Genomic DNA, 24093 nt, shown 5'->3' with positions numbered 1-24093 from the left:
TGAAGCGGGAACGCTAGTTTCCGTGGAGCCATCCTTGAGATACCGCCCTTCGCACTCTTGATGTCTAACCGCGGTCCGTTACCCGGATCCGGGACCTTGCGTGGCGGGTAGTTTGACTGGGGCGGTCGCCTCCCAAACAGTAACGGAGGCGCGCGAAGGTTGGCTCAGAGCGGTCGGAAATCGCTCGTTGAGTGCAATGGCAGAAGCCAGCCTGACTGCAAGACTGACAAGTCGAGCAGAGTCGAAAGACGGCCATAGTGATCCGGTGGTCCCGAGTGGAAGGGCCATCGCTCAACGGATAAAAGGTACGCTGGGGATAACAGGCTGATGATGCCCAAGAGTCCATATCGACGGCATCGTTTGGCACCTCGATGTCGGCTCATCTCATCCTGGGGCTGGAGCAGGTCCCAAGGGTATGGCTGTTCGCCATTTAAAGAGGTACGTGAGCTGGGTTTAGAACGTCGTGAGACAGTTCGGTCCCTATCTGCCGTGGGTGTTGGAGACTTGAGAGGAGTTGCCCCTAGTACGAGAGGACCGGGGTGAACGTTCCACTGGTGGACCAGTTGTCGTGCCAACGGCAGTGCTGGGTAGCTATGAACGGACAGGATAACCGCTGAAGGCATCTAAGCGGGAAGCCCCCCTCAAAACAAGGTCTCCCTTGAGAGCCGTGGAAGACCACCACGTCGATAGGCCGGAGATGTAAGCGCAGCAATGCGTTCAGTTGACCGGTACTAATGGCTCGATAGGCTTGATTTGATCCGGAAGAAGACAGATTGTTCCACAATCGCTTCTCCCAAAAGCATCCTTGGACAACATCTTCCCAAAAAAGGGAAAACGCTGATCGTTTCTTTCCCGGTCTGGTGGCCCTAGCGCGAGCAAAACACCCGATCCCATTCCGAACTCGGCCGTTAAGTGCCGTAGCGCCGATGGTACTGCGTCTCAAGACGTGGGAGAGTAGGTCACCGCCAGACCTGGAAAGAAACGGTATCCTCTCTAAACGATAAAACAAAAGCACCGCAATAAATCGCGATGCAATCAGCGCGGGGTAGAGCAGCCCGGTAGCTCGTCAGGCTCATAACCTGAAGGTCGTAGGTTCAAATCCTACCCCCGCAACCATAAAAATACCATAAGAACAGACGCTTACGCCCCGCTCAACGCGGGGCTTTTTGCTATGCGCTAAACACGGTGCTACGCCAGTGCTACGCAAGAGAGTAATGAAGGGCGGGAAGCGAGTGTAACAGAAAAGCCTAGGGGAATGTTGGGAGATAGCGATTCGCAATCTCCAGCGGCAAGTAGATTCGGTTTGCAGCATTTACAAAAGGGAACAAATTTATCTATCGTTCATTTCCATTTGTCGGCCGTCAGCGCCCGTGTGTCCGTCGTCAGAACAATTGGCACATCTCGGGGCGTAAATTAGCGGAGAGTTGGCCTCGTCATTGGTTTGATCCTATGCGGCGAGCTTGCGGTGTTGCAAGCGCCGTTGTTCGATGGTCTTTCGCTTGATCCTTTCGCGTTGTTTGATGATGGTCTCGGCCCTGCCGAAGTAGGCATCAGCGAGCGTCACGTTGTTCAAGCTTTCATGGTATCGCCGGTGATTGTAATGTTCGACGAAGGCCTCGATCTGGGCTTCGAGATCGCCCGGCAGGAAGTAGTTTTCCAACAGGATGCGGTTTTTGAGGGTCTGGTGCCAGCGCTCGATCTTGCCCTGGGTCTGGGGATGCAATGGGCCCCCGCGCACATGGCTCATGCCTTGCGCCTCGATGAACTCCGCCAGTTCGTCCGCGATATAGCTCGGGCCATTGTCGCTGAGCAGCTTTGGCTTGTGCAGCACGGCAGCGCTGTCGCAGCCCGAGGCTTCCAGGGCCAGCTCCAGCGTATCGGTCACATCCTCGGCACGCATGGTGGTGCACAGTTTCCAAGCGATGATGTAGCGCGAGTAATCGTCGAGCACGGTCGACAGATACACCCAGCCCCAACCGATGATCTTGAAATAGGTGAAATCGGTTTGCCACATCTCGTTGGGGCGGCTGGTCTTGCGTTTGAACTCATCGGCTGCCTTGATCACCACGAAGGCCGGGCTGGTGATGAGATCATGTGCCTTGAGGGGCCGGTAAACACTGGCTTCCGACACGAAGTAGCGCTTTTCGCCCGTAAACCGCACGGCCAGTTCTCGCGGGGAGAGCTCGGACTGCTCCAGCGCCATCTCGATGATCTGGTCATGGATCGCAGTGGGGATTCGGTTCCAGACTCGGCCTGGCGCGGATGGACGGTCCTCCAGCGCTTCAGGGCCGCCTGCCAGATATAGATCATACCAGCGGTAAAAGGTTCGGCGTGCGATGCCCAATTGCTCCAGCGTGCGCTTTACCGGCAGGTGGGATTGCTCGACGATGCGGATAATCTCGAGCTTCTCGGATGTGGGATACCTCATTCCTCGTCGCCCCCAAGCGCACACCGTGAGCCTTGCTTTTCGCGGGAACAACGGCAATGCCCGCCTGAAGTTGGTCGAGCGTCATGGGGGATTTGGGAGCGAGAGGAGAAACCGGCCAGGCGATATCGTTGGTGCTGATCAAAAGCACTACGGCATCAACTCCTGGCACGGCGAATACATCACGGTCGATCCGCGCCAGAATGCTCTCTCCCATCCCATCCGAAAGGAGCCTGACACCGGATATGGCGGCACTGATCACCGCGACACCTTCCGGGGCGAGCCGTTGGGCCAGAAAATCAGGCCAGCGCACATCCTCGTTCATTGCCGCACCATTGCCGTCGGTGATGGAACCCCCAATCGCGACCACGACCATCTCGGCCGGACGGTTGGTCAGCACGCTGGCAAGACTTACGCGGGCGGTGATCTCCTCATCAATGCGATCCCCGTCAAGGACAAAGCTCGTCTCTCGCGCGTCCCAGTGAAAATCGGCAAACAGGTCAGATATGACAAGAGGTGATACAGGCGGCGCAATCGCATCGAGATCATGTTCGGTAGGTTGAAGGACTTGCGGCGCATCGCCATCAGATATGACCGATGCCCCAAGGCCTTCCTATCCGTCATCGTCCTCGCTGCAATCGTCATATATTGGCTATGGGTCTTGAGCCTTGGTGCGTATCATTCCGGTCGCCCCGGATATATCTCCTAGGTGGGCTCCCCCGGTAATCCTTGCCTCGTTGATTCTGCCGCGTTCTGTTCGTGTTTCGCCCTCGATCAGGACCGTATCCAGGTCCTCGGGTGCAATGAACAGCAGACCGGATTCATCGGCCAGCACTGCATTACCAGGCAGCACTGCCGCACCTCCAATGCAAACGGGCACATTGAAGCCGCCGCCAGTATCGTAGAGCCGCGTTGTCACAGGCGATGCTCCGCGCGACCAGATCGGGAAATCCTGCTCAATGACCTCGGCGGTGTCCGTATGTGGACCGTCCACACAGCCACCGGCGAGACCCATCATTGCCGCCATGCGGGTGACGCCTCCTCCCCAACAGGCGTATTTCCTGTCTCCCAACCGGTCGACTGCTAGGAAATAGCCCGGTTCCGCTTGGCTAAGGCAATGATGCAGAAGCGTCGAATCCAATCCTGGAATAGCCAGTGTCGCCACAGTAGCGGCCACGACCTTTCCTGGCAGGACAGGCTGGATCGCGGGCGATGCGAAGCCGAAATGATAGAAATGGCCAATGGTCGCTGTCTCGAGCTTGGCAAGACGATCCAGCTTTTCCTGCGGGATCGGTGCAGGCATCGGGTTCAGCTTGTAAGTCAGGTTGGACATGAGGCTCTCTTATTGTTTGCCAAGGACAAGATCAGGAAGGAAGGTCACGATCTGCGGCACATAGGTCAGCAGGATCAGTGTCGCGAAAAGCGGCAGCAGCATCGGCAATACCGCGAGCGTCACCTTTTCAAAGCGCACACGCCCGACCTCGGAAACGATATAGAGGCCGATCCCCATGGGTGGGGTCGCGATGCCGATCAGCAGGCCCAGCTGCATGATGATGCCGAAATGCACGCGGTCGATGCCATAGGCGTCGATGAGTGGCAAAAGCGTTGGCACGAGGATAAGCTTGGCTGGCACGCCCTCTACCACGCAGCCGATCAGGATGACGAATACCAGCAGCAGGGCAAGGAAGATGTTCCGGTTCTCGGTCAGCGAAAAGGTCCAGTCGGCAAGTTTCTGCGGGGTCTGATCGATGGCCAGAAGCCAGCCCATGGCGATGGAAAATGCGATAATGATCATGATGACCGAAGTCATCATCGCGGTGTCGCTGAGTGCCTTGGAAAAGCTCTTGATGGTAAGTTCGCGATACCAAAGGCCAAGCATGATGCAATAGAGGCAGGCAAGCACACCGGCCTCGGTGGCGGTGACAAATCCGAACATGATCGAACCGAGAATGATGGCAGGAGCCAACAGCGCGGCAAAACCATGTCGAGCGGTGTCCGCAACCTCTTTCACGGTGGCGCGGGGTTGAGTGGGGAAATCCTCGAATCCCGCGCGGAGCCGGACATAGACCATGAGCGAGAGACCCACGAGAATACCGGGGACCAGCCCGGCCAGGAACATGCGCTCGATGGATTGCTGGGCGAGAAACGCATAAATCACCAGTCCAATCGATGGCGGAATAAGCGGGCCGATGACCGAGGATGCCACCGTGATCGCCGCCGCGAAATCGGATTTGTATCCATTCTCGCGCATGGCCTTGATCTCTATCGCCCCCAGTCCCGCACAATCCGCCACCGCGGCACCGGAGATTCCCGCGAAGATCATCGAGGACAGCACGTTGACCTGCGCAAGACCGGCCCTGAGATGACCTACCAATGCATTGGCGAAGGCAAAAATGCGTTCGGTCACGCCAGTCACGTTCATCAGGTTGCCCGCCATGATGAAGAATGGCACGGCTGTCAGCGAAGCCTTGTTCACTCCTTCCAGCATTTGCTGTGGAATGATCTGCAATGCGTTGGAAAAATCCGAGGTCAGGAATGTCAGTACCGTGGCGGTGCCGATCGCGATGGATATAGGCACCCTGAACAGGATCAAGACGATAAAGGTACCAATCAGAATCCAGGCCAAGGATCAGATCTCCGGGTGGTGGTTGGTAACGTTCTCGGGCATTCCCGCTCCCAGCTTGGCAAGATCAAGCACGGCGGTGAACGTGATAAGAATTGCGGACACGAAAAGCGGGACCGATAGCGCGAGTCGCGGCAATTCGATACCCGCCGGCAAGATGGCGCCATCAAAGACCCCGCGGGACGTCTCGATGACGACTGGCAATTGCCAAATCAGAACGCCGGTCACAACCAGAGTCGCGACATCTGTCAGGATGCGGGTCGCGACCATGCCGGTGGCTCCCAGGGCATTCGCCAGGAAGTCCACGCGCACATCCTTGAGCCGGGCATAAAGCGCGAAAAAGCCGAAAAAGCTGAGCCAGATGAAGAACACCATGGTCCAGGGCCACATCCAGTAGGCGGCGAGGTTCAATGGCCGCAAAAGGATGGTCGCCGCCGTCAGGCCCAGCATTGCCAGCAGGCAGGCGTTGGACAACCAGAGAAACATCCCGCCAAGGCCCCAGTTCAGCCGGTCGAGCCGATTGAGAATCCGTTGCAACGGAGTCCGCGGCATGTATTCGAGCGGTGTCATTGCGATGGCGCCCGTGCTTCTTCGACGGCTTCGAGGAAACCTTCCGGCAGTTCGCCGGTTTCAGCTTTCCGCTCGTAGTAACTTTGCATCTTTTCAACGAGTGGTGCGGTGTCGAGCACGGTATAGGTCGCCCCGGCTTCCTCCATTTGCGCAATGCTTTTCTCGGCCACTGCCGACATCACTTCCTGCGAATAGTCTCCGGCCTCTTCGTAGGCTTTCACCAGCCCGGCGCGCGTCTCTTCCGACAAAGAGGCATGTGCCTGTTCATTCACCATGAAGCCGATGGACTGCCAGTACTCGTCATGGCGTGTGATATAAGGTGCTACTTCGTTGAAGCGCATGGATTCCACGAGCGCGATGGGTGAGTTCACTGCTTGCACGATGCCTTTCGAGATGCCTTGATAAACCTCGGTCCAGGGCAGGGTGATCACCTCAGCACCAAGTGTGTCCCACGTCTCGATCGCGACCTTGTTCTCATGCATCCGTAGCTTCAGCCCCTCGATATCCGCTGCGCTCTCGATCGGCACGTTGGACACCATCACTCTGAACGGGCCTCGCAGGATGCGGGTGGGGTCTCCGAGTGGACGCACCCCGGATTGTTCGGCGGCGTTATCGAACCAACCTGTCACCGTCTCCGAAGTCATGAAGCGCTGCCAATGATCGTAATCGTCAAAGGCGAAGGCCGCGGCAACCCATGCCAGCGCGGGCTCCCATTTCTTCATGTAGCCGAAGCCCTCGGCATAGATCTGGACGACATTGGCCTGAAGCTGCTCCAGCACCGCATCCTCTTTACCGAGCTGTTCGTTCGGATAGATCTCTATCGTGAGCTCGCCATTGGTATGTTCGGCGGTCAGCTCGGCAAATTTTTCGAATACCTGTCCCTCGGGACTGTCGACGGGCATTTTCGTGGCCATGCGCCATGTGGTTTCCGCATGTGCTGTGGCCGCGAGGACAAGCGTCATTGCGGTAGCATAGGTCAGTACGGTTTTCGTGATCATCGGCTTTCCCCTTGGCGGGATGGCTGTCCCGGTTCGCATTTCATCAGATATCCGCTCGATCATGCCTGCGCTCTCGCTAGCATCCTTGGGTTCGTTCAGGACAGTGAAACGAATGGATCCCGCAGAAGTCCAATTGAAACGGGTTGTCGCGCGATAAAGAAAATTTACCGGGAGGCGTATCGATTATGCCTGCTTTGCAGGCCGACATGACCCGTGGCCGGGGATATCCGCGCGATAAGAAAAATCTTGCCTGCCACAAATCTTTTAAATTGGACAATGGCCGGGGCAAGCGTGTCGGATATGGCTAAGTGAAAGCCCGAAGAAGCCCTCAGCATCGGAGCAAGATCGGCGCAATGTCCATCGAATACGCGAGTCATGCCCACGTCTTCCATCCGCGCCTAGCCCGACAAAGAGTCCATGAGGCGCGGCATCGGCTTCAGATGGGATGCCAGGATTTCCGTCGCGCGGGTCTCGTTGTAAGCTTGCAGCGCGATGATCAGGGCGCGGTGCTCCTGCTCGATCTGCCTGGTCTTGCCGATTCCCAGTTGCAAAGACAGCATGGCAACCCGGGTCAGATTGGCCTGAAGGCTGTCGAAGACCTGGGTCAGGACCGTATTGCCGGCAGCAGCGACCAATGCCTGGTGAAACAGCCTGTTGATTTCCACGCAGGCCAAAAGATCCTCGGTCGAGGTCGACTCATGTGCGTCGCAAAGTTCAGACATGTTCGCCGGGACTGGACGGCGGTTCTGGCAAATAAGATGAACCGCCTGACTCTCGATCATCCGGCGCACCTCGTAGAGATCGCGCAGTTCGGTAGCCGAAAGCGGCCTCACCATCGCCCCGCGCCGCGGATGCAGTTCCAGAAACCCTTCTGCCGCAAGCCGGTTGAGCGCCTCGCGGACCGGGCTGCGCGACACACCGGTCGCTTCGCAGGCCAGCGCCTCTTCGATAAAGCCACCGGGAGGAAAGACCCCTTTCAGAATACCGGCACGGATGCCGTTATAGGCACGCTGCCGAGCGGTAACGGGCGCTTCGCCCAGGTTCTTCGTGGAACGCTTTCTTTCGGCGCTTTCGGGGCCGTTTCCGGTCGGTTCAGTCATATGTCTGCTCCATACTTCGGGCGGCGGAACTCGGCTTTCGCTCCGTCACGGGACTGGACAGTGCTTTCACTCTCTTATTGTATACATGGCGTACACACCAGAAGGACAGCAGTGACATGATGGACGGTTCACGAAATCCCGGCGGTGAGGGAAACTGGCGCGTAGGAGTCGATTCCGGTGGGACTTTCACGGATGTCTGCCTGTTCGACGAAGCCACCGGCGATGTCGCGGTTTGGAAAGTGTCCTCCACGCCCGACGATCCGTCGCGCGGTATCGCGCAGGGTGTCGAAGAGGGGATGCGTGAATGTGCGGGCGTGGTGGATGATCCGGCGGCAAGGATCAGCTATCTGGGGCATGGTACGACGGTTGCAACCAATGCGCTTATCACGCATCGCGGGGCCAGAGTTGGCCTGCTGACGACCGAAGGATTCCGCGACCTGCTGGAGATAGGCCGACAGAAACGCCCCAATCTCTATGACCTGTTCGCTGGCAAACCCCCGGTTCTTGTACCCCGCCCGTTGCGTTTCGAGGTGCCTGAGCGGGTTCTGCACAGTGGAGAGATCGCGACTCCGCTGGATGAAGAGGCAACCCGGGCAGCGGCTCGCGCCCTGAAACTGGCGGGGGTCGAGGCGGTGGCGATCTGTTTCCTCTATGCCTTTGTGAACCCGGTGCATGAAAAAGCGGCACGGCGGATCGTCGAGCAGGAACTGCCTGACGCCTTTATCTGTGCCAGCCATGAAATCGCCCCGGAATTTCGCGAGTTCGAGCGCCTTTCTACTGCAACCGTCAATACCTATCTCGGCCCGATCATGCATCGCTACATCAGTCGCCTGACGCCGCGGCTGATCAGTTTGGGCCTGCCGATCCCACCGCATCTGACCCAGTCAAATGGCGGTGTCGTCCGTTTCGGGGTGGCAGCGCAGACGCCGGTACGGGCCGTGCTTTCGGGGCCGTCGACAGGGGTCGTCGCCGCGCAGGCCATTGGCAAACGCGCGGGTTTCGAGGACATCATCACCTTCGATATGGGCGGCACCTCGTCGGATGTGGCGCTGATGGCGCGGGGGCAGACCACGCAGACCAATGAAAGCCTCGTGCATGGTTACCCGATCAAGGCCCCCATGCTCGATATCCACACGGTCGGGGCAGGGGGCGGCTCTATCGCCTCGATCGATTCCGGCGGGTTGCTCAAGGTCGGCCCCGAAAGCGCTAGTGCTGATCCCGGACCGGTCTGTTACGGGCGCGGAGCGACCGAGCCGACCGTGACCGATGCCAATATCGTGCTGCAGGTGCTGAACCCCACCCATCTGCTCGACGGGCGGATGGAGGTGCGGCGCGATCTTGCCCTCGAGGCAATAGGCGGACTGGCCGACCGGCTGGGTCTGGACCGGATGGATACAGCGCAGGGCATCATCTCGGTGGTGACCGCAAACATGGCCAAGGCAATCCGGGTGATCTCGGTGCAACGTGGACATGATCCGCGCGCCTACGCACTGATGGCATTTGGTGGCGCGGGGCCGCTACATGCAGTGCGGCTGGCACAGGAACTGGGGATGTCGCGCGTAATCGTGCCGCGTAATCCCGGCATTCTGTGCGCGATGGGCCTATTGCTGACCGATCTGCGCGCGGATTTTTCGGTCACCCGGCTGATCCCGCTGGAGAGCGAGAAGCTGGCCGAGATCGCTGCCACAGCCAGCAAGGTTGAAGGCGAGGCCGGGGATTGGTTCACGCATGAAGATATTGAACCGGATCGTCGCCGCCTCACGCGTCGCGTTGATATGCGCTACGAGGGGCAGAATTACGAACTTTCCGTCCCTATCCCGGAGGGACCGATTACCGATGCTACGCTTGAGGCGCTGAGGGTAGGCTTCACCCAGGCGCATGAACAGATGTACGGCTTTGCTGTCGAGGATGAGCGTATCCTCTGCGTGACCTTCCGTGCTGAGGCTTTGGGTCTGGTAAGAAAGGCGGAGCTGCCCCGACACCCGCTCGGCCCCGAAGACGCTGCCGAAGCAGTCATTGGCAGCCGCGATGTCTGGTATCCCGAGACACGCGAATTCACCGAAACCACGCTCTACGCCCGTGATCGGCTGGCGCCGGGGATGTGTTTTACCGGCCCCGCCATCGTCGAGCAGATGGACACCACCACTCTCGTGCCGCCCGGAGTGACAGCGCGGGTGGACGAGATCGACAACCTCATACTGGAGTTGCCTCAATGATCGCACGGCCCGCCGCATTAACGCTGGACCCAATCAACGTCGAAGTGATCGGAGCGGCATTGTCCTCGATCGTCGAAGAAACCGGCGAGGCATTGGTCCGCGCCTCCTATTCCACCAATATCAAGGAACGGCGCGATTGTTCGACGGCGTTGTTCGACCGTGAAGGGCGAACCTTGTGCCAAGCCGAACATATTCCCGTGCATCTTGGCAGTTTCCTCGATTTCATCCCGATGGTACTGGCCAATCACGATCCGGCCGAGATGCGCCCCGGAGATGTGTTTGTTGGCAACGACGCCTATCGCGGAGGCGGTACCCATCTGCCCGATATCGTGCTTGCCGAACCCATCTTTATTGATGGTGACCTGGCCGCATGGACGGTGAACCTCGCTCACCACTCGGACTTCGTGGATCGCGCCCATGCACATATCTACCAGGAGGGATTGCGCATCCCGCCGATCCGGCTGTACCGCGCGGGGAAATTACAGAAGGATGTGCAGGAGCTGATCCTGCTCAATTGCCAGGTTCCCCGCGAACGCTTGTCGGATCTGCGTGCCCAGATGGCGGCAAACCGGGTTGGGGTGAATCGCTTCCAGGAACTTTGCACCCGGTATGGGGTGGAGACAGTGCTGGCGGCGGGGGAGGCGTTGCTGGATTATGCCGAGCGCAAGATGCGCTCGGGGATCGCGGCCCTTCCTGACGGGAGCTGGCGTTTCGAGGATGTGTTTGACACGCTCGATTTCGACGATCCGATACCACTCGCGGTGACCGTGACCATTTCGGGCGACGAGATCGGGCTGGAATTCGAGGCACCAAATCAGATGCGATCGGGCATCAACATGACACGCACCGCTCTGCTGGCGACGGTCTATTACATTGTCAAATCTGTGGTCGATCCGACCATTCTGCCGAATGCCGGGCTTGCCCGACCGATCACTGTCACCGCACCGCAGGGCTCATTGCTCAATTGCAGTCATCCGGCAGCGGTGAACGGGCGAGTCCAGACTTGCCAGCGGGTCGCCGATCTCATCATCGGGGCCTTTGCGCAGGCAGCGCCGGAACGGGTTTCTGCCTGTACCAATTCGACCTGCACCGTAGCGGTGTTTTCCGGCACGCGGCAGACCGGCCCCGATAAGGGGGTTTACTGGGTTTATTTGGAGACCATCGGTGGAGGCGGGGGCGCGCGCCCCGCTGCCGACGGACTGGATGGTATCCATGTTCACGCGACCAACACTTCGAACCTTCCCGTCGAGGCGCTGGAAGTGGAATATCCCCTGATCCTCGAACGCTACGAACTGGTCGACGGCTCGGCGGGAGCCGGTAAATATCGTGGCGGCATGGGGCTGCGCAGGGTCTATCGCGCCACTGAGGACTGCATGGTCCGGGTCGATATCTCGCGTAACCTCTCGCGATCCTGGGGGCTTTTGGGCGGCGGACCGGGTGGCCACGGAGGCTTTGTGACCAGCCCCGGCACTTCTGCCTTCGATCGCGGGCAGGGCGAATTACGCGCTGGAGAATGGCTGGAGGTCGTCACACCCGGCGGCGGCGGCTACGGCCGCCCTGAAGAACGTGCCGCGCCTCATGATGAGGACCAAGTCGCAGCAGGATAACATCCTGATGCAAAAGAAAATATAATCAATGGCTACATCGAGGTAGCTGTCCCGACAAGGAGACCAGGAACATGACCACAGGATTCAATCGCCGCGGATTTCTTGCCACCACCGGTGCTGTTGCCGGCGGCCTTGCCTTTCTCGGCCCGCGCAAGCTCATGGCACAGGAAGGCGGAACGCTACGCTTTGCGTTATCGACATTTCCACCGACATTCGACGCTTGGACCTCCGGTGGGACCGCCGCCGGGACGATCAAGCTGATGATGCATCGCGGGCTGGTCAGTTATGGCTCGGACGGCATGCTGCGCGGTGAACTAGCCGAAAGCTGGGATGTGGACGACGAGGGCGCTTGGGTGTTCAAGCTGCGAGATGCCACTTGGCACGACGGATCGCCCGTAACCGCCGAGGACGTGGCGTGGACCGTTTCGGAAGTGCAGAAACCCGATTCCGCCGCCTATATGCAAGGGCAGTTTGCCCGGATCACGACCGTCGAGACGCCTGACGACAAGACCGTTCGCATGGTCACCGCAGAACCTCTGGCGGTGCTGCCCGGCTGGTTTGCGCATTACCACATGCCGATTCTCAAGAAAGGAGAGGCACCCGACACCAAGATCGGTTCCGGCCCCTTCATGCTGGACAAGGTCGATCGTGGCGTATCGATCAGCCTCAAGGCTTATGACGGTTATTACAAGGAAGGTTTGCCAAAGCTCGCCGGGATCGAGGCGACCGTCTACGCGGATGAGAACCTGCGCGTGGCGGCGCTCGAAGCCGGGGATGTGGATCTTGCCGAATATGTGCCGTGGCAGGCAATGGCGCAGATCGACGAAAACGAGAATCTCAGGCTTGACGGGGTGGATGGTCCATTCATGTACCTGACATTCAACGGCAGCCGCGCGCCCTTCGACAATCCGCTGGTGCGCCGTGCCGTGGCCCATGCGATCAAGCGCGAAGATATCGTGCAGGCGGCATTTTACGGTCGCGGTGGCGCGCTTGAGCACCTGCCCATTACGGAGCAATCAGAATTTTTTAACCCTGATCTCGCCAATAGCTGGAATTACGATCCCGAAAAGGCGATGGCGTTGCTTGCCGAGGCCGGCTACCCAGACGGTTTCGACTGCGTGATGCTGGCTACTGCGCAATACGGGATGCATCAATCCACCGCCGAGGTTTGTCAGGCCTATCTCTCGATGGTCGGTATCAATGCCACGCTTGATCTGCCGGAATGGGCGACGCGAGTGAAGAAGGGCAACGAGGGACAGTTCGATCTCGCGGTGATGGGAACCACAGCGGACAACAACGATCCTGACGGGTTGGGTAATGTTCTGGATGGATCGCTGCCCGCGAATTTCTCGCGCAGCTACGGGCTGGAAACCCCGGAAATTTCCGAGCTTTTCGCCAAGGGTCGGGCAACCTTCGACAGTGAAGAGCGCAAGGCGATCTACAAGCAACTGGAAGAGGTCGCAATCGAAACCACGCCGATCGCAGGTCTAGCCTGGCGCTCGCAGGGCTACGGCATGAAGGCTTCCGTCACCGGCTTTACCAATCTGCCGGGGCAACTGACCTTCTATTCCGGCATCACGCTGGAAGAAACCGTGCTCGGCTGACCGGCACCCCATGCTCAGATATATCGCCTACAGAACCCTCGTCGCCCTGTTTCTCGTCTGGTTCGTCGTCACGGCCGTCTTCCTGCTTCTGCATCTCATCCCGGGGGATCCGGCAGAGTTGCTGTTGAGCCAGGGAGGTGTCGCCGCCGATCCCGAAGCCGTCGCGGCGTTGCGCGAGAAGATGGGGCTCAATGCACCATTGTGGCAACAATATCTCGAGCATATGACCGGATTCCTCTCCGGCGATTTCGGCGAGTCGTTTCGTGATGGCACTCCGGTGATCGAACAGATTGCACTCAGGTTGCCGCGTACACTCGAGGTGATCGCCGGGGCGGCGTTGCTGGCGGCAATCTTCGGGGTTCCGCTGGGCACCTATGCGGCGATCCGGGCGGATGGCAAGGCCGACGCGCTGATCTCTCTGTTGGCGTCGGTGGCCTTGTCAACGCCGGTTTTCGTGGTCGGCTCGGTGATCATCCTGATCTTCGCACAGAATCTGCAAATCCTGCCGGCGGGTGGTTTCGCGCCGTTCTCGCAAGATCCTCTGGAGCATCTGAAACTGTTGCTCCTGCCGGCGGGAACAGTGGCGATCACCCTCTGGGCCGTGATCACGCGGATGAGCCGCGCCTCGGTGCTCGAGGTGTTGCAGCGCGATTACGTTCGCACCGCCCGGGCCAAGGGGCTGGAACGCAACCGTATCCTGCGCCGTCACGTTGTGCGCAATGCGCTGATCCCGGTGCTGACCGTGCTGGGATTGGAGATGGGCACGCTCATTGGCGGTACGGTGTTGGTCGAGTTCGTCTTCAATTGGCCCGGCCTGTCCGGCTATCTCGTCGCGGCGGTGGACGCACGCGACTATCCCGAAGTGGTGGGCATCGTCATGACGATTTCCGTCCTTTTCGTCTTTCTCAATCTCGTGGTTGACGTAGTGAACGCGCTGCTCGACCCTCGCATTTCGTTGGTGAAGTCATGAGCCGCACGACCCGCAAGCTACTGCTTCCCGGTGCGATCATCATGATCGTCGCCGCGTTGGTACTGGCGGCCCCGATCCTGCCGCTGCCCGATGTGCGGGAGATGGACGTGACCAATCGTTTTGCCGGACCCTCGGCTGCTCATTGGCTGGGGCAAGATGGGTTCGGCCGCGATGTGCTTGCGCGGCTGATCTGGGGAGGGCGGGCCTCGCTTTTCATTGCGGTGGGGTCGGCGCTTGCCGCTGCCTTCGCCGGGACCGTGTTGGGATTGCTGGGAGGCTATTTCCGCGGCGTGGTCGAGTTCCTGACGGTGCGTGCCTCCGAGGTCGTGTTGTGCCTTCCGCCCTTGCTGTTGGCGCTGCTGGTAGTGACGATCCTTGGCGCGGGAACATGGCCGTTGATCCTCGCACTGACCATTCTCTACACCCCTAATTACGCGCGAGTTATCTATGCCGCGACGCTGCAAATCCGGGCGCTCGATTTCGTTACCGCGCAACGGGCCATGGGCACACATCCGCTGACCATTCTTTGGCGCACGATCCTGCCCAATGTCACGCCACCGCTGCTGGTGCAGATGTCGCTGGTCGTCGCGTCGGCCATGGTGATCGAGAGCGGGCTGAGCTTTCTCGGGCTCGGGGTTGTTCCTCCGACTCCGTCCTGGGGGCTGATGATCCGGGCGGCGCGCGGTGCGATGGAGGTCTCGCCGCTTCTGCTAGTCTGGCCGTCGCTGGCCCTGGCCGGTACGATCCTGACCTTCAACCTGCTCTGCGACAGGCTGCAATCGGTGCTTGATCCGCGCCATGTGCCGGCCGGGGGCGCGTTGTGGCTGCGCCGATCCTCGCGCCGGTTCGGGGCTGGCAATGCCGTGAACGAAAATCGCGCTGCCAATTCGCCGCTGCTGGAGATTCGCGATCTTGCCATCGCCGTAGAGGCGGGCCGGGATCCGTTGGAGCTGGTGCACGACGTCTCGATCACGCTGAAATCGGGAGAGACGCTGGCCCTGGTCGGGGAATCCGGCTCGGGCAAGACATTGACCAGCCTTGCCCTGATGGGGCTCTTGCCCGATACCCTTGGCGTGTCGGGCGGGCAGATCATGTACGCGCCACGACAGGGCGGGGCGATCGAGCTCGCGCAGCTGGATGAGGACGGGTTCCGCAAGCTGCGCGGAGCCGAGATCTCGATGGTCTTTCAGGATGCCGCCGCCGCGCTCAACCCGGTTCTGCGTATCGGTGAACAGGTGGCCGAGGCTATCCGCGCGCGCAGTGATCTGCAGGGTGTGGCGCTGCATTCGCGTATTGTCGAATTGTTGCGCCATGTCGGCATCCCCGATCCCGAGAACCGGCTGGCCGCCTATCCGCATGAACTGTCGGGAGGGCAGCGTCAGCGCGCGATGATCGCGGTGGCCATTGCCAATAATCCGCGCCTGCTGATCGCCGACGAGCCCACGACCGCGCTCGATCCAACCATCCAGGCACAGATCCTCCAGCTCTTTCAGCAGCTGAAGCAGGACACGCCGGAGATGGGATTGATCTTCGTGACTCATGACCTTGCCGTGGTCTCCGAGATCGCCGACCGAGTGGTGGTCATGTATGCCGGCGAAGTAGTCGAGGAAGGTCCGGTGGCGGAGGTCTTCGCCCGCCCGCGCCACCCGTATACGGCAGCACTTGTCGCGTCGGTGCCCGAGGGCGGGGCGGAACGGCTCATGGCGATTCCGGGAACGGTGCCGCAGCCTCATGCCATGCCACCGGGTTGCCGTTTCGCCCCGCGCTGCACCGACATGCGCCCAGCATGTTCCGCCCGTGTGCCCGAAGCCAACATCCCTGCCGAGGACCGTATGACCCGCTGTATCCGATGGAAGGAGGTTACCTGATGTTCGACATGTCGCAGAATGGAACCCCTCTGGTCGAAGCGCGGGGGCTCGGCCGGAATTTCCCGGCGAGACAGGGTTTGCTGGGGCAACGCCGGGATGTCTGGGCGGTGCGCGATGTGTCGCTTTCTCTTTCGAAGGGGGAAACCGTCGGGGTGGTGGGTGAATCCGGCTGCGGTAAGTCGACGCTGGGCCGAATGATGCTGGGGCTCGATCAACCCACTACCGGCAACGTGATCTTCGATGGCCGTGATCTGAACAGCCTCGCCGGGCGAGAACGTCGCAGGCTCGCGCGGCGGATGCAGATGGTGTTTCAGGACCCGTTCGGTTCATTGGACCCGCGCCGCTCTGTGGGTGCGCAGATTGCTGACGGGTTGCGCACCCATGGCATCGTTCCGGCAGGACAGGTCAAACCCGAGATCGCCCGGCTCCTCGATCAGGTCGGCTTGCCCGCGACAGTTGCGAATCGCCGCCCACATGAGTTTTCCGGTGGTCAGAGACAGCGGATCGCCGTGGCGCGCGCGCTGTCGACACGGCCCGATTTCATCGTCGCGGACGAGCCCGTCTCGGCGCTCGATGTATCGATCCAGGCACAGGTGGTGAACCTGATGATCGATCTTCGGAACGAGCTTGATCTCGCCATGCTGTTCATTAGCCATGACCTGCATGTGGTGCGCCATCTCTGCACCCGGATCGCGGTCATGTATCTGGGTCGTATCGTCGAGGAGGGACCAGCGACGCAGGTTTTCGGCAGTCCGGCGCATCCCTATACGCGGGCGCTGCTCAGTGCTACGCCCTCACTGCATCCCCGCAGATCCGCGACGGGTGAGGGGGTGCTTCCGGGCGAGTTGCCAAGCCCGGCCAACCCGCCCTCCGGCTGCCCGTTCCGCACCCGCTGCCCGATCGCGGAGAATGCTTGCGCTGTTGCGGTACCCGATTATCACCAGATGGGAACGGACTGGCGCGCGGCCTGCATCAAAGCTGGAACTCGTAAAACCGAGAGGAGGGAAAAGGTGTGACCGAAGATGCCCCCGTCGCGATGATCACCGGCGCAAATCGTGGGATCGGAGCGGCAATCGCGTGGGCACTGGCAGGGCGAGGATATCGCCTGTCGCTAGGGCTGCGTGATCCCGGCTCGCTGCCTGCGGACCTGGTGGCGGTGAAACCGCTTGTCTCCGAATATGACGCCGGGCGTGCCGATGCCGCACGGGCGTTCGTCCAGGCGACCGAAAAGCATTTCGGCCGGATCGATGTTCTGGTGAACAACGCGGGAACAGGTGGGCCACTTGAACTTATGCCCGATCCGCCGCAGCCCGACGATGAGATGGAAGAAATGCTGGAACGTCTGCTGGCGGTCAATGTGAAGGCACCATTCCGCCTGACCCGAGCGGCGCTGCCGGCGCTTTGTCGCAGTGGACAAGGGCGAGTAATCGTGCTCGCCTCGCTGTCGGGAAAGCGTGTGTTGGGGCTGAACGCGGGTTACCAGATGACCAAGCATGCCGCGGTGGCCTTGTCGCATGCCGCCCGCCGCGCGGGGTGGGATTCGGGCGTTCGCGCCTGTGCTATTTGTCCGGGCTTCGTCGCGACCGATATGACTCTGCACCATGATCTGCCCCGGCATGAGATCACCCGCCCCGAAGACCTCGCTCGCCTTGTGGCCGATATCGTGATGCTGCCGAACACGGCGAGCGTGTCGGAACTGGCGGTGAACTGGCGCTACGAGCCGGGCCTGTAATGCGGCCTGCGGTGGATAGCCTCTAAGGGGTGCCCGGTACCCGCAAGAGGGCGATCTCGTGGCGATCGGCGGCGCTTTGGGTTGCCGTGCAGGAACATCGGGCGGCACGCCCGCTCGCCCGCATTCATGAAGCCCGAAAATTTTCTCTATCGCCCGACAATCCGTTTCAATTGGACATCCACCGGTCGCAGCCGTTTCACTCTTCCCGAGCGAAACGACAAGACAGCCGGAGTGCAAACATGATCGAGAAAATCCGCATGGCCGAACTGACCTCGGAAGAGGCGCGACAGCATCTGACCGAAGATGCGGTGGTGCTGTTGCCGATGGGTTCGCTCGAGGATCAGGGCATCCATGCGCCGATGGGGGATTACATGGCGGCCGACCTGATGGCGGCCGAGATTGCCAGGAAGGTGCGGGCGGAAGGTGTGTCCTGTTTCGTGGCGCCGGTCATTCCCTTCGGTGGCAAGGACTATTTCGAGTCCAGCCATGGCGGCATCTCGATCAGCCATTCAACGCTTGTAGCGTTGCTTGACGACATGTTCGGCTGTCTGAACCGGCATGGCATCCGCAAGCTGATGATCGTCAATGGCCATGGAGGCAATGTACCCGCCATCACCGAGGTGGCGTTGCGTTGGCGGCAGAAGGCCGGGCTGTTCGTGCCTTCGATGTATCTGTGGCAAGTGGCTTATGGCCAGCTTCCCGATCTGATCGGGGCCGAAACGGCGCGGAAGACCTCGGGCCATGGCGGCGACCCGCTGACCTCGGTCGGGCTGCATTTCTACCCCGATCTTCTGCGCCCCGACCTGCGCCGTGCCGCACCTATGGGCAATGAGATCAAGGGAATGAAAATCTCGGGCTTTTCCACCATTTCCTATGACGGCGCGAATATCCAGGTACCTATCGAGGCACTGGAAGCAACCGAAACCGGCGCCTATGGTTGCGACCCCACGCTTTGCTCGGCCGAGACCGGCGAGGCGTTGGTTGCGCGGCTGACCAGTATTGGTGTGGGGTTAGTGCGGGATCACGTTGCCCGTGGGCTGCATGATTGAACATATGAACGGGGCCGAAGTACCGGGAGGGCGGTCAATACACAAGCCCACCCCGCCTTGGGAGGATCAGGGACAGCCGTGGAAAGAGGCGTAAGCAGGATGATCTGCACACCAGGTCCGGGCAGCTTCACGGGCGATTTCGAGCACGAGCCTTGCCTGCTGGCGGCGGGCGGGGTTGCTATAGGTGCAGATCACTTCCAGCGGTGCAATGCCTTCGGTGACAGGGATGCGGATCAGCCGCCCAGCGGCGATATCCTCCTCCAACGGGATCAGTGCGAGAGCGGAGGCACCATATCCCTGCCGGACCATCTCGCAGATCGTGGCCAGCGAGTTACCGTAGTGCCGGGGCGCGGGTTGCGAAAGCATCTCGTCGATATACTCAGCCACAGGATTGAACAGCGGCGAAGTCTTGGGATAGAGAACCAGCGGCAAGTTTCTCAACGCTTCGGGCGTCATCGGGAAGGCACGATCCGTGACGATATCGGGCCTTGCAACCCAGCCTACCTGATAGCGCGTCATGAAATCCGTTTCCGGGGCCGGATCACCGCTGGCGGTGAAAGCCATGTCGAGCGTTCTGGATTCGACGAATCTTTGCAGCTGCGCATCCGCGCCCGAATAGAAATCGATCATCAGTTCCGGATGCCTGTCCCGCAGCATGTCGCGAAGAAGCGGCCCCCAGGTGATTGTCACCATTCCGGCAAGGCCCAGAGAAAGGCGCTGCTTCTGCTTGTCCAGAAGGCGCGTATTCATGGTTTCGCGCAGATTGAGAAACTGCAACGCGAATTCGGCGACCTCCATGCCCTGATCGGTCAGCCTGAATCCCGGCGCGTCGCGGTCGATCAGAAGCTTGCCAAGATCGTTTTCCAGCGAATGGATACGCGCCGAAACCGCAGGCTGGGTCAGGCCCAGCCGTTCGGCGGTCAACCGGTAATTCTGGATCTGGCTGAGCCAGTAAAATGCTTCGAGTTGCTTGAAATTCATCGCTTCTCCGATAGACCAAATGACAAGAAGGAGATCACATGACCATTGCCGTTTACCTTCCCCTCAAGGACAAGACCGATTGGTGGGTCGAAATGTTGCAGAGTCTGCTTCCTGGATGGACAATAGCGGCTTTGGACACGATCGAAGACCCGGCCTCGGTGCGATATGCCGTCGTTTGGCGTCCGCGTTCCGGAGATCTGGCGCGCTTTCCGAACCTTGAAGCCATCGTATCCATCGGGGCGGGGATCGACCATGTGCTGGCCGATGGTGATCTGCCGCAGGGCGTGCCCGTCATCCGGACCGTGGGCGCAGATCTCACGCAGCGGATGCGCGAGTACGTGGCGCTGCATGTGCTGCGCCATCACCGCGACATGCCGCGCCAGCTGCAGGCGCAGGCCGAGCGAGATTGGCATGCCATCGTGGTGCCCGTCGCGCCCCGGCGGATCGTCGGAGTGATGGGATTGGGCAATCTTGGCGAAGCGGCGGCAAGGACACTTGCGGGGCTTGGTTTCACGACAAGGGGCTGGTCCAGGTCGTCCAAGACCATCGACGATGTCGAAACCTTCGCCGGAAGCGATCAGCTCGACAGGTTCCTGTCGGATTGCGAGATCCTTGTGAACCTGTTGCCCCTTACCGACCAGACACGGGGAATCCTGAATGCCGGACTGTTCTCGAAATTGGCCATGGGGGCCTGCGTGATCAACTGCGCGCGAGGTCCGCACCTTGTCGACGAGGACTTGCTGGCGGCGCTGGATAGCGGCCGGATCAAACAGGCGACGCTGGATGTATTTCATCAGGAACCGCTGCCTGCGGATCATCCGTTCTGGGATCATCCTGCGATCACGATAACACCGCATGTGGCCTCGCAGATCGACGCGGTCACCGGCGGGCGGCTGATCGCGGCCAATCTGAAAGCCTTCGATGAAACCGGAACTTGCGCCGATCTCGCGGATACGACACGTGGCTATTGAAGTATTTTCAGTAGAAGTGGGGACCGCCCTTAGAACCGGAAATGCGTTTAAACAACAAGCTGCAGAACTTCCGTATTTCAACGGGATGTCGAAATGCTGTCGAGTGGCTCCGAGGGAGACAGACACTTCTTGCACCCGGTGATGAGCCGGAGGGGGGGCTTGTCTCTGGCAAATTCTCGAAACCATGCTGCACCAGCTGGTGCGCCTGGAATACTTGAATGGAAAAGTAGGGCTGCGACGTTTCGTGCAGGGATCGGGCCGGGCTATTGTGGCGCGGCCCTGGTGATCAGGCATGCTGGCCGCCATTCACGTCGATCGCGGCGCCGTTCACATAGGACGCTTGCTCCGAGCAGAGAAACAGAACGACCCGCGCCACCTCGTCGGGTGTGCCGAGCCTTCGGAGCGGGATGATCCGCGCCATTTCCTCGGTGCCGGGAGACAGGATCTCTGTGTCGATCTCACCCGGTGTGACCATGTTCACGCGGATGCCGCGCGGGCCGAGTTCGGCGGCGGCCTCGCGGGTCAGGGCGGCAAGCGCGGCCTTGGAGCAGGCATAGGCCACCCCTGCGAAGGGATGCACCCGTGAACCCACGATCGAGCCCAGGTTGACCACCGCGCCTCGACCCTGTTGCAGTTCAGGGAGCAGGTCACGCATCAGTGCCGCTGGCCCCACAAGATTGACCGCCAGCACCTGCTGCCACAACTCGTCGCTGCTTGCGGTCACTCCCATTCGATCGCCGTTCTCGCCCTTGGGCGAGATGCCGGCATTGTTCACGATGGCATGCAGCCCGGTATCGCCCAGCGTTGCGCGCACCCGCGCCGCCAGGTCCTTGCGGGCCGCCGGGTCGGATAGATCGCTCTGGAAATGATCGGTGGCGCCGCCGTGCCAAGGGCAGCGCGAGTCGAAGGCGGTGCGCGAAACCGTCAGTACGCGCCACCCGGCCGCTTGAAATACCTTGACCGTCGCATGCCCGATGCCGCGGCTTGCACCGGTCAGCAATAACGTCTTCTGTGTCATCTGGGTTCATCCTGAATTCTTCGGGTTACATTCTCCGGAGCAGCCCAAAACCGGCCCTGTCGGTCAGGTCAGATATGGAAAGAAACCCCCTCTTCGGCCAGCCCCCCGCCAAGCGCGGAAACCGTTCCGTCCGCACGCCAGCATGCCGCGCCGGTCATCTCTCCGTCGGGGGCAAAGGCGATGGCGTTCATGCCGCCCCCGATATGCGGCACCAGGCGGATGTCATGGCCCATCTTTTCGAGTGCTGCCGCATGATGCGCGTAGTCGGGTTCGAGTTCGACATGCGCGCCCTCGGTCCAGACCCTCGGGGCTTCCACGGCTTGCTGGAGCGTCATTCCGTGATCGATCAGGTTGACGATGGCCTGCAGCGCCGAGGGAAAGATACGTAATGCACCGGGCAGGCCGAGTGCAAAGCATGGCCTGCCGCCTTTTAGCACGATCATCGGTGCCATCGAGGTCGGAACGCGCTTGCCGGGCGCGATGGAGAGTGCTTTGCCCGGATGCGGGTCGAAATTATACATGTAGTTGTTGGGGATGATCCCGGTGCCGGGAACCATGAAACGCGCGCCGAACAGCCCATTGATCGTATGCGTGGCCGAAACAATCAGGCCGTCGCGATCAGCCACGGTGACATGCGTGGTGTTCTGGCTTTCACGGTTGGGGGCAAGTTGATGCGCAGTGCCGGTTTCGCGAATCCGCATACGGCAGTCTGTGGCATAATCCTTCGATATGAACTTCTCTACCGGAATATCGACGAAATCCGGGTCTCCCGAGGCCGCGCGGCGATCCTCGAAACCGATGCGGATCACTTCGGCCAGCAGGTGCAGCCTTTCGGTACTGTCGAACCCCATCCCGGCCAGATCGTAGCCTTCGAGGATATTGAGCATCTGCGTGACATGCACCCCCGAAGATGCCGGCGGCGGCGGCCCTGCAATTTCGTGCCCACGATACCGGCCAATGATCGCTTCTCGTTCGCGCGGACGATAGTTTTCCAGATCGGCAAGCGTGACCGAACCGGTATCCTCATCGCCTGTGGCCAGCCGCTCGACCAATGCCTGTCCAAGCGCGCCGCCATGTAACGCGGCGGCGCCCTGATCGGCGATGAGCGCCAAGCTTTCCGCGTAATCGGCCTGCACGAGGTGATGCCCCGGCTGCGCGGGCGCTCCATCGGGGAGGAAGATACGCGATATCTCTGGATCCGATGCCATGTCCTCGGCGTGGCGTTGAATGGTTCCGGTCAGGTATTGCGTCACCCGAAATCCTCCCGCCGCAAGCCGGATCGCCGGAGAGATGACGTCGGAAAATGGCAGTTTGCCGTGCTGCGCCTGCATGGCGCACCAGCCGGCCAGATTGCCGGGTATGGCAACCGAGCCGGGGCCGAGCAGATTGCGTCGGCCCTCGGTTTCCATGTAGTCGGGCAACTCGTCCGCGACTGGCCGGAACATGTCGGGACGTGCCGAGGCCGCGGCCTGTGACAGGCAGTCGAATACCACATGCGACCCGTCCGGCAGACGCAAATGCGCCACACCTCCACCGGCGATGCCAACCATCATCGGCTCGACAACTGTCAGGGCCAGCAACGAGGCTACCGCGGCATCGACCGCATTTCCTCCGGCAGCTAGCATCTCGTGCCCGGCAGAAGAACCGAGCGGATGGTTGGTCACCACCACGCCCCCGGCCCCTTGCGCGGGGGCTTTTCGGCAGAGAAAGGGGAGGGCGGGTCTTGCTTCGATCATGTCTTGTTCTCTCCTAGACTGACCATCATCGGAGACGGCGCGGAACAGAGATGTTGAGTCCGGGGGCGGGCCGCACAGGGGCTGCCGGGCCTCAGGATGCGATCTTCAAGCTTCCGGCCGGGATTGCCAAGCGATTTTCTGGAACTGGGCAGGATATCACCTTGCAGCGCCGTTGAAATCGACTGGCCAGTCGTGCGACGTCGGAGGAACAGCCATCTGACCCGGCCTTGCAGAAATCCTGAAGAATCGGGCGGCGCCGTCTTCCCGGGAATGCTCAGCGGGCGGCGCTGACTACCACTTCGATCAGCACATCCTTACCCAGTTCCGCGACGCCGATTGTGGCGCGGGTAGGTAAATGCTCGGCCGGGAGCCATTCCAGCCAGGCTTCGTTCATGCCGTCTTTTTGTGAGAAATCCGCGATGTAGATCATCGCCGTGATCAACTGCTCCTTCGAGGAGCCGACCTCTTCCAGAAGCTTGTCGATCTTCTGGCAGACCTGCGCTGTCTGGCCTTTCATATCCAGAGACAGATCATCGGCGATCAGCCCGCCGAAATGCAGGATACCTGCGGCTTCGACGACGCGATGATTGATTTTGGTTTGTACGTAGCGCTTGATCATGCCTGT

The 24093-nt window shown here is 60.5% G+C and carries 18 protein-coding genes, 1 tRNA gene, 2 rRNA genes and 3 pseudogenes (1 of these 24 only partly in view); 13 read left to right on the top strand and 11 right to left on the bottom strand.

The window, feature by feature from the left end; genetic code table 11:
- The 3 genes from JHX88_RS19945 to JHX88_RS19935 all read left to right on the top strand — a co-directional run.
- A 23S ribosomal RNA gene (locus JHX88_RS19945) occupies positions 1-756 on the top strand; it begins 2074 nt to the left of the window's first position.
- A gap of 100 nt (positions 757-856) precedes the next feature.
- Positions 857-971, top strand: a 5S ribosomal RNA gene (gene rrf, locus JHX88_RS19940).
- Between the two features lie 68 nt (positions 972-1039).
- Positions 1040-1116, top strand: a tRNA-Met gene (locus JHX88_RS19935).
- Between the two features lie 331 nt (positions 1117-1447).
- On the opposite strand, the pseudogene JHX88_RS19930 reads toward JHX88_RS19935, so the two are convergent.
- Together JHX88_RS19930 and JHX88_RS22405 are read right to left on the bottom strand one after the other, a co-directional pair.
- Positions 1448-2443, bottom strand: a pseudogene (locus JHX88_RS19930) (IS3 family transposase); the annotation flags it as partial.
- Between the two features lie 43 nt (positions 2444-2486).
- Positions 2487-2750 (bottom strand): annotated as a pseudogene (locus JHX88_RS22405) (SGNH/GDSL hydrolase family protein); the annotation flags it as partial.
- Between the two features lie 168 nt (positions 2751-2918).
- Between JHX88_RS22405 and JHX88_RS19920 the strand changes: the two are divergent.
- A pseudogene (locus JHX88_RS19920) lies at positions 2919-3134 on the top strand (transposase); the annotation flags it as partial.
- On the opposite strand, the gene JHX88_RS19915 reads toward JHX88_RS19920, so the two are convergent.
- The 5 genes from JHX88_RS19915 to JHX88_RS19895 form a co-directional block, all read right to left on the bottom strand.
- Positions 3078-3758 carry an RraA family protein gene (locus JHX88_RS19915; protein ID WP_084203315.1) on the bottom strand — a complete coding sequence of 227 codons (681 nt, stop codon included), beginning with the start codon at positions 3756-3758 and terminating at the stop codon, positions 3078-3080. The pseudogene JHX88_RS19920 and the gene JHX88_RS19915 overlap by 57 nt on opposite strands.
- Before the next feature lie 9 nt (positions 3759-3767).
- Complete coding sequence (locus tag JHX88_RS19910) at positions 3768-5051, bottom strand: TRAP transporter large permease (RefSeq protein WP_076528529.1); 1284 nt, start codon at positions 5049-5051, stop codon at positions 3768-3770.
- A gap of 3 nt (positions 5052-5054) precedes the next feature.
- Positions 5055-5618, bottom strand: a complete 564-nt coding sequence (locus tag JHX88_RS19905) for a TRAP transporter small permease (RefSeq protein ID WP_076528531.1) — start codon at positions 5616-5618, stop codon at positions 5055-5057.
- Positions 5615-6616 (bottom strand): TRAP transporter substrate-binding protein, encoded by a 1002-nt coding sequence (locus tag JHX88_RS19900; RefSeq protein WP_076528532.1) that lies wholly within the window; start codon positions 6614-6616, stop codon positions 5615-5617. Before JHX88_RS19900 ends, JHX88_RS19905 begins: the two co-directional genes overlap by 4 nt.
- Positions 6617-7014: 398 nt before the next feature.
- The gene (locus JHX88_RS19895; protein ID WP_084203316.1) at positions 7015-7716 is read right to left on the bottom strand and encodes a GntR family transcriptional regulator; all 702 of its coding nucleotides are present in this window, start codon (positions 7714-7716) and stop codon (positions 7015-7017) included.
- A 116-nt stretch (positions 7717-7832) separates the two neighbouring features.
- Here JHX88_RS19895 and JHX88_RS19890 point away from each other — a divergent pair, with 116 nt between their 5' ends.
- From JHX88_RS19890 to JHX88_RS19855, 8 genes are all read left to right on the top strand, one after another.
- Positions 7833-9932, top strand: coding sequence for a hydantoinase/oxoprolinase family protein (locus tag JHX88_RS19890; RefSeq protein WP_076528534.1), 2100 nt, complete (start codon positions 7833-7835; stop codon positions 9930-9932).
- Positions 9929-11539, top strand: a complete 1611-nt coding sequence (locus JHX88_RS19885; RefSeq protein ID WP_076528537.1) for a hydantoinase B/oxoprolinase family protein — start codon at positions 9929-9931, stop codon at positions 11537-11539. Before JHX88_RS19890 ends, JHX88_RS19885 begins: the two co-directional genes overlap by 4 nt.
- Positions 11540-11610: 71 nt before the next feature.
- Entirely contained in the window at positions 11611-13143 is a 1533-nt protein-coding gene (locus tag JHX88_RS19880; protein WP_076528539.1) for an ABC transporter substrate-binding protein, read from the top strand.
- Positions 13144-13153: 10 nt separating this feature from the next.
- Positions 13154-14113: an ABC transporter permease gene (locus JHX88_RS19875; RefSeq protein ID WP_076528541.1), complete on the top strand. Its 960-nt coding sequence runs from the start codon at positions 13154-13156 to the stop codon at positions 14111-14113.
- Complete coding sequence (locus tag JHX88_RS19870) at positions 14110-15981, top strand: dipeptide/oligopeptide/nickel ABC transporter permease/ATP-binding protein (RefSeq protein WP_076528543.1); 1872 nt, start codon at positions 14110-14112, stop codon at positions 15979-15981. The genes JHX88_RS19875 and JHX88_RS19870 overlap by 4 nt, the downstream gene beginning before the upstream one ends.
- Positions 15981-16997, top strand: a complete 1017-nt coding sequence (locus tag JHX88_RS19865) for an ABC transporter ATP-binding protein (protein WP_272848123.1) — start codon at positions 15981-15983, stop codon at positions 16995-16997. Before JHX88_RS19870 ends, JHX88_RS19865 begins: the two co-directional genes overlap by 1 nt.
- Positions 16994-17713, top strand: a complete 720-nt coding sequence (locus JHX88_RS19860) for an SDR family NAD(P)-dependent oxidoreductase (RefSeq protein ID WP_272848122.1) — start codon at positions 16994-16996, stop codon at positions 17711-17713. The genes JHX88_RS19865 and JHX88_RS19860 overlap by 4 nt, the downstream gene beginning before the upstream one ends.
- A 239-nt stretch (positions 17714-17952) precedes the next feature.
- Complete coding sequence (locus JHX88_RS19855; RefSeq protein WP_076528545.1) at positions 17953-18762, top strand: creatininase family protein; 810 nt, start codon at positions 17953-17955, stop codon at positions 18760-18762.
- A 66-nt stretch (positions 18763-18828) separates the two neighbouring features.
- Here the strand turns inward: JHX88_RS19855 and JHX88_RS19850 are convergent, their stop codons facing one another.
- Positions 18829-19743, bottom strand: coding sequence for a LysR family transcriptional regulator (locus JHX88_RS19850; RefSeq protein WP_076528547.1), 915 nt, complete (start codon positions 19741-19743; stop codon positions 18829-18831).
- Positions 19744-19781: 38 nt separating this feature from the next.
- On the opposite strand from JHX88_RS19850, the gene JHX88_RS19845 reads away from it, so the two are divergent.
- A complete protein-coding gene (locus JHX88_RS19845) occupies positions 19782-20714 on the top strand; it encodes a 2-hydroxyacid dehydrogenase (protein WP_076528550.1) in 933 nt (310 codons plus the stop codon).
- A 286-nt stretch (positions 20715-21000) separates the two neighbouring features.
- On the opposite strand, the gene JHX88_RS19840 is transcribed toward JHX88_RS19845, so the two are convergent.
- The 3 genes from JHX88_RS19840 to JHX88_RS19830 all read right to left on the bottom strand — a co-directional run bounded on the left by JHX88_RS19840 (position 21001) and on the right by JHX88_RS19830 (position 24087).
- Positions 21001-21732: an SDR family NAD(P)-dependent oxidoreductase gene (locus tag JHX88_RS19840; RefSeq protein ID WP_076528552.1), complete on the bottom strand. Its 732-nt coding sequence runs from the start codon at positions 21730-21732 to the stop codon at positions 21001-21003.
- Positions 21733-21800: 68 nt separating this feature from the next.
- Complete coding sequence (gene ggt / locus JHX88_RS19835; protein WP_076528554.1) at positions 21801-23468, bottom strand: gamma-glutamyltransferase; 1668 nt, start codon at positions 23466-23468, stop codon at positions 21801-21803.
- Between the two features lie 274 nt (positions 23469-23742).
- Positions 23743-24087, bottom strand: coding sequence for a RidA family protein (locus tag JHX88_RS19830; RefSeq protein ID WP_076528556.1), 345 nt, complete (start codon positions 24085-24087; stop codon positions 23743-23745).
- Positions 24088-24093: the final 6 nt, after the last annotated feature.

The organism is Paracoccus saliphilus (assembly GCF_028553805.1).
GTDB classification, from domain to species: domain Bacteria; phylum Pseudomonadota; class Alphaproteobacteria; order Rhodobacterales; family Rhodobacteraceae; genus Paracoccus; species Paracoccus saliphilus.
This window is presented reverse-complemented; position numbering and strand designations above follow the sequence as displayed.